2 tRNA genes and 3 rRNA genes are annotated in these 5445 nt (G+C 54.3%); all 5 read right to left on the bottom strand.

Annotated elements, in window-relative coordinates:
- Positions 1-47 precede the first annotated feature (47 nt).
- Positions 48-160 (bottom strand): 5S ribosomal RNA (gene rrf, locus EYV96_RS18650).
- A 122-nt stretch (positions 161-282) separates the two neighbouring features.
- Positions 283-3161, bottom strand: a 23S ribosomal RNA gene (locus EYV96_RS18645).
- A gap of 205 nt (positions 3162-3366) precedes the next feature.
- Positions 3367-3442 (bottom strand) — tRNA-Ala (locus tag EYV96_RS18640).
- A 6-nt stretch (positions 3443-3448) separates the two neighbouring features.
- Positions 3449-3525: transfer RNA gene (locus EYV96_RS18635), tRNA-Ile, on the bottom strand.
- A gap of 119 nt (positions 3526-3644) precedes the next feature.
- Positions 3645-5189, bottom strand: a 16S ribosomal RNA gene (locus tag EYV96_RS18630).
- The 16S, 23S and 5S rRNA genes sit together here with 2 tRNA genes alongside, the layout of an rRNA operon.
- Positions 5190-5445: the final 256 nt, after the last annotated feature.

Here is a 5445-nt window from a genome sequence, read left to right as displayed (position 1 = left end):
GCAAAGAAAAACGCCTTCCCTGGAGGGAAGGCGTTTTAGGATAAAGCCCCTGGCGATGACCTACTCTTGCATAGCAAGCTACACTACCATCGGCGCGGCTGCGTTTCACTTCCGAGTTCGGGATGGGATCGGGTGGTACCACAGCGCTATCGTCGCCAGGGAAAGGGTGCGGACAGCGCTTTGGGAGCGCCGGTCCGGCATAAGTTGTAAACGAGTGACAAACGTCTTGAAGTGAACTTGTTTCGAGATGCTCATTGAGCATGCGAAGCGTCTTGGGGTTATATGGTCAAGCCGCACGGCTCATTAGTACGCGTAAGCTCAATGCATTGCTGCACTTCCACACCGCGCCTATCAACCACCTAGTCTTGATGGTGCCTTAAGGAGTCTCTGGGACTCGGGAGATCTCATCTTGGGGCGCGCTTCCCGCTTAGATGCTTTCAGCGGTTATCGCTTCCGTTCATAGCTACCGGGCAATGCCATGGGCATGACAACCCGAACACCAGCGGAACGTCCACTCCGGTCCTCTCGTACTAGGAGCAGCCCCCCTCAAATCTCCAACGCCCACGACAGATAGGGACCGAACTGTCTCACGACGTTCTGAACCCAGCTCGCGTACCACTTTAAATGGCGAACAGCCATACCCTTGGGACCGGCTACAGCCCCAGGATGTGATGAGCCGACATCGAGGTGCCAAACACCGCCGTCGATATGAACTCTTGGGCGGTATCAGCCTGTTATCCCCGGAGTACCTTTTATCCGTTGAGCGATGGCCCTTCCATACAGAACCACCGGATCACTAAGACCTACTTTCGTACCTGCTTGATCCGTCGATCTCGCAGTCAAGCACGCTTATGCCTTTGCACACAGTGCGCGATGTCCGACCGCGCTGAGCGTACCTTCGTGCTCCTCCGTTACTCTTTGGGAGGAGACCGCCCCAGTCAAACTACCCACCACACACGGTCCCTGATCCGGATTACGGACCTAGGTTAGAACGTCAAGCACTTCAGGGTGGTATTTCAAGGATGGCTCCACCGAAACTAGCGTCTCGGTTTCATAGCCTCCCACCTATCCTACACAGAAGAACTCAACGTTCAGTGTGAAGCTGTAGTAAAGGTTCACGGGGTCTTTCCGTCTTGCCGCGGGAACGCTGCATCTTCACAGCGATTTCAATTTCACTGAGTCTCGGGTGGAGACAGCGCCGCTGTCGTTACGCCATTCGTGCAGGTCGGAACTTACCCGACAAGGAATTTCGCTACCTTAGGACCGTTATAGTTACGGCCGCCGTTTACTGGGGCTTCGATCAAGAGCTTCGCCTTGCGGCTGACCCCATCAATTAACCTTCCAGCACCGGGCAGGCGTCACACCCTATACGTCCACTTTCGTGTTTGCAGAGTGCTGTGTTTTTGATAAACAGTCGCAGCGGCCAGGTTACTGCGACCCTCTAATGCTCAGTGACGCACGTCACCACATCGGAGGGCGCACCTTCTCCCGAAGTTACGGTGCCATTTTGCCTAGTTCCTTCACCCGAGTTCTCTCAAGCGCCTTGGGATTCTCACCCTGCCTACCAGTGTCGGTTTACGGTACGGTTTCTCTGTAGCTGAAGCTTAGTGGCTTTTCCTGGAAGCGTAGTATCAGTCACTTCGTCCAAAAGGACTCGTCTCGGTGCTCGGCATAAAGCATCCCGGATTTGCCTAAGATGCATGCCTACCGCCTTTCCCCAGGACAACCAACGCCTGGTAGACCTAACTTTCTCCGTCCCCACATCGCACTACAGACAAGTGCTGGAATATTAACCAGCTTCCCATCGACTACGCATTTCTGCCTCGCCTTAGGGGCCGACTCACCCTGCGCCGATGAACGTTGCGCGAGGAAACCTTGGGCTTTCGGCGTGCGGGCTTTTCACCCGCATTATCGTTACTCATGTCAGCATTCGCACTTCCGATACCTCCAGCAAGCTTCTCAACTCACCTTCACAGGCTTACGGAACGCTCCTCTACCGCGCACACAAAGTGTGCACCCCGAGCTTCGGTGTATAGCTTAGCCCCGTTAAATCTTCCGCGCAGGCCGACTCGACCAGTGAGCTATTACGCTTTCTTTAAAGGATGGCTGCTTCTAAGCCAACCTCCTGGCTGTCTGTGCCTTCCCACATCGTTTTCCACTTAGCTATAACTTTGGGACCTTAGCTGCGGGTCTGGGTTGTTTCCCTTTTCACGACGGACGTTAGCACCCGCCGTGTGTCTCCCGTACATTCTGTCCTGGTATTCGGAGTTTGCCATGGTTTACTAAGCCGCGATGGCCCGCTAGCCATAACAGTGCTCTACCCCCAGGAAGATTCATACGAGGCGCTACCTAAATAGCTTTCGAGGAGAACCAGCTATCTCCGAGTTTGTTTAGCCTTTCACTCCTATCCTCAGCTCATCCCCATCTATTGCAACAGATGTGGGTTCGGTCCTCCAGTGCGTGTTACCGCACCTTCAACCTGGCCAAGGATAGATCACTCGGTTTCGGGTCTACTGCCAGAGACTATGCGCCCTATTCAGACTCGGTTTCCCTTCGCCTCCCCTAGACGGTTAAGCTCGCCACTGACAGTAAGTCGCTGACCCATTATACAAAAGGTACGCAGTCACCCTTGCGGGCTTCCACTGCTTGTACGTATACGGTTTCAGGATCTATTTCACTCCCCTCTCCGGGGTTCTTTTCGCCTTTCCCTCACGGTACTTGTTCGCTATCGGTCGGTCAGGAGTATTTAGCCTTGGAGGATGGTCCCCCCATGTTCAGACAGGGTTTCACGTGCCCCGCCTTACTCAATTTCACGCACGGTGCCCTTTCGCCTACGGGGCTATCACCCGCTATGGCTGGCTTTTCCACACCATTCGACTAAAACACTGTGCGCTTTTGGGCTAGTCCGCGTTCGCTCGTCGCTACTGACGGAATCTCGGTTGATTTCTTTTCCTCCGGGTACTTAGATATTTCAGTTCCCCGGGTTCGCTTCCCGTACCTATGTATTCAGTACGGGATACTGCCTAAGCAGTGGGTTTCCCCATTCGGACATTGCCGGATCAAAGCTTGTTGCCAGCTCCCCGACACTTTTCGCAGGCTGCCACGTCCTTCATCGCCTCTGACCGCCAAGGCATCCACCGTATACGCTTGGTCGCTTGACCATATAACCCCAAGTCGCCTCGAAGTTACATCGCCCAACAACGCGTTTCGCTTATTTGCCTCAACGACACATCTCGGTTTGGTTTCAAACCAAGACGCTTGTCACTCGTTTACTTTGTCAAAGAACACGATATCGGCCTCAACGCCGCATCGCTTCAAATCTTTTGTGTGCGCTACACATCCATTCGCTTGTTTCAGCTTTATCACTGGTGGAGCCAGTCGGGATCGAACCGACGACCCCCTGCTTGCAAAGCAGGTGCTCTCCCAGCTGAGCTATGGCCCCGGGAAGTGGTGGGTCTGGGAGGACTCGAACCACCGGCCTCACCCTTATCAGGGGTGCGCTCTAACCACCTGAGCTACAGACCCATAAAGCTATAGGCCGTCATCCCCTAAAGGATGATGTAGGCCAGGCGTACCCAGAGGGTTACGCGGGATGTGCAGGTGTCTTGTGTGGACGTCTTACGGAGGAGGTACTGTCGTTCTCGAAAGGAGGTGATCCAGCCGCACCTTCCGATACGGCTACCTTGTTACGACTTCACCCCAGTCATGAACCACTCCGTGGTCGTCGCCCTCCTTGCGGTTAGGCTAACGGCTTCTGGAGCAACTCACTCCCATGGTGTGACGGGCGGTGTGTACAAGGCCCGGGAACGTATTCACCGCAGCATAGCTGATCTGCGATTACTAGCGATTCCGACTTCATGGAGTCGAGTTGCAGACTCCAATCCGGACTGGGATCGGCTTTCTGGGATTGGCTCCACCTCGCGGTATTGCAACCCTCTGTACCGACCATTGTAGTACGTGTGTAGCCCTGGCCGTAAGGGCCATGATGACTTGACGTCATCCCCACCTTCCTCCGGTTTGTCACCGGCAGTCTCCTTAGAGTTCCCACCATTACGTGCTGGCAACTAAGGACAAGGGTTGCGCTCGTTGCGGGACTTAACCCAACATCTCACGACACGAGCTGACGACAGCCATGCAGCACCTGTGTTCTGATTCCCGAAGGCACTCCCGCATCTCTGCAGGATTCCAGACATGTCAAGGCCAGGTAAGGTTCTTCGCGTTGCATCGAATTAAACCACATACTCCACCGCTTGTGCGGGCCCCCGTCAATTCCTTTGAGTTTCAGTCTTGCGACCGTACTCCCCAGGCGGCGAACTTAACGCGTTAGCTTCGACACTGATCTCCGAGTTGAGACCAACATCCAGTTCGCATCGTTTAGGGCGTGGACTACCAGGGTATCTAATCCTGTTTGCTCCCCACGCTTTCGTGCCTCAGCGTCAGTGTTGATCCAGATGGCCGCCTTCGCCACTGATGTTCCTCCCGATCTCTACGCATTTCACCGCTACACCGGGAATTCCACCATCCTCTATCACACTCTAGCGATCCAGTATCCACTGCCATTCCCAGGTTGAGCCCGGGGATTTCACAGCAGACTTAAATCACCGCCTACGCACGCTTTACGCCCAGTAATTCCGATTAACGCTTGCACCCTTCGTATTACCGCGGCTGCTGGCACGAAGTTAGCCGGTGCTTATTCCTCAGGTACCGTCAGCCCCACCGGATATTAGCCGGTAGTATTTCGCTCCTGATAAAAGTGCTTTACAACCCGAAGGCCTTCTTCACACACGCGGCATTGCTGGATCAGGCTTGCGCCCATTGTCCAATATTCCCCACTGCTGCCTCCCGTAGGAGTCTGGACCGTGTCTCAGTTCCAGTGTGGCTGATCATCCTCTCAGACCAGCTAGCGATCGTCGCCTTGGTGAGCCATTACCTCACCAACTAGCTAATCGCACATCGGTTCGTCCAACCGCGCAAGGCCCGAAGGTCCCCTGCTTTCTCTCGTAAGACGTATGCGGTATTAGCGTAAGTTTCCCTACGTTATCCCCCACGTTTGGGTAGATCCCGATGCATTACTCACCCGTCCGCCACTCGCCACCCACAGAGCAAGCTCTGCTGTGCTGCCGTTCGACTTGCATGTGTTAGGCATGCCGCCAGCGTTCAATCTGAGCCAGGATCAAACTCTTCACTTAAGTTTTCGACCAACCGAAGTTGATCTATCTTTCTGAAGCGTTAGTCCTAACCATAAAACGTCAAGCTTTTGAATTGACTCTTAGGTTAGACGCTTGCATATATGGACAGTTGAACCATCCACCGCAAGACGCCCACACAAGTCACCTGCGCACACTGTCAAAGATCAATCACTTGCGACCGTTTCTTCCGATCGCCCCGAAACATTTCGTCCCGGGTGAGCCGCTTACTATACATCGTCTTCCGTATCCGTCAACA

Source organism: Dyella terrae (assembly GCF_004322705.1).
Taxonomy (GTDB): domain Bacteria; phylum Pseudomonadota; class Gammaproteobacteria; order Xanthomonadales; family Rhodanobacteraceae; genus Dyella_D; species Dyella_D terrae.
This window is presented reverse-complemented; position numbering and strand designations above follow the sequence as displayed.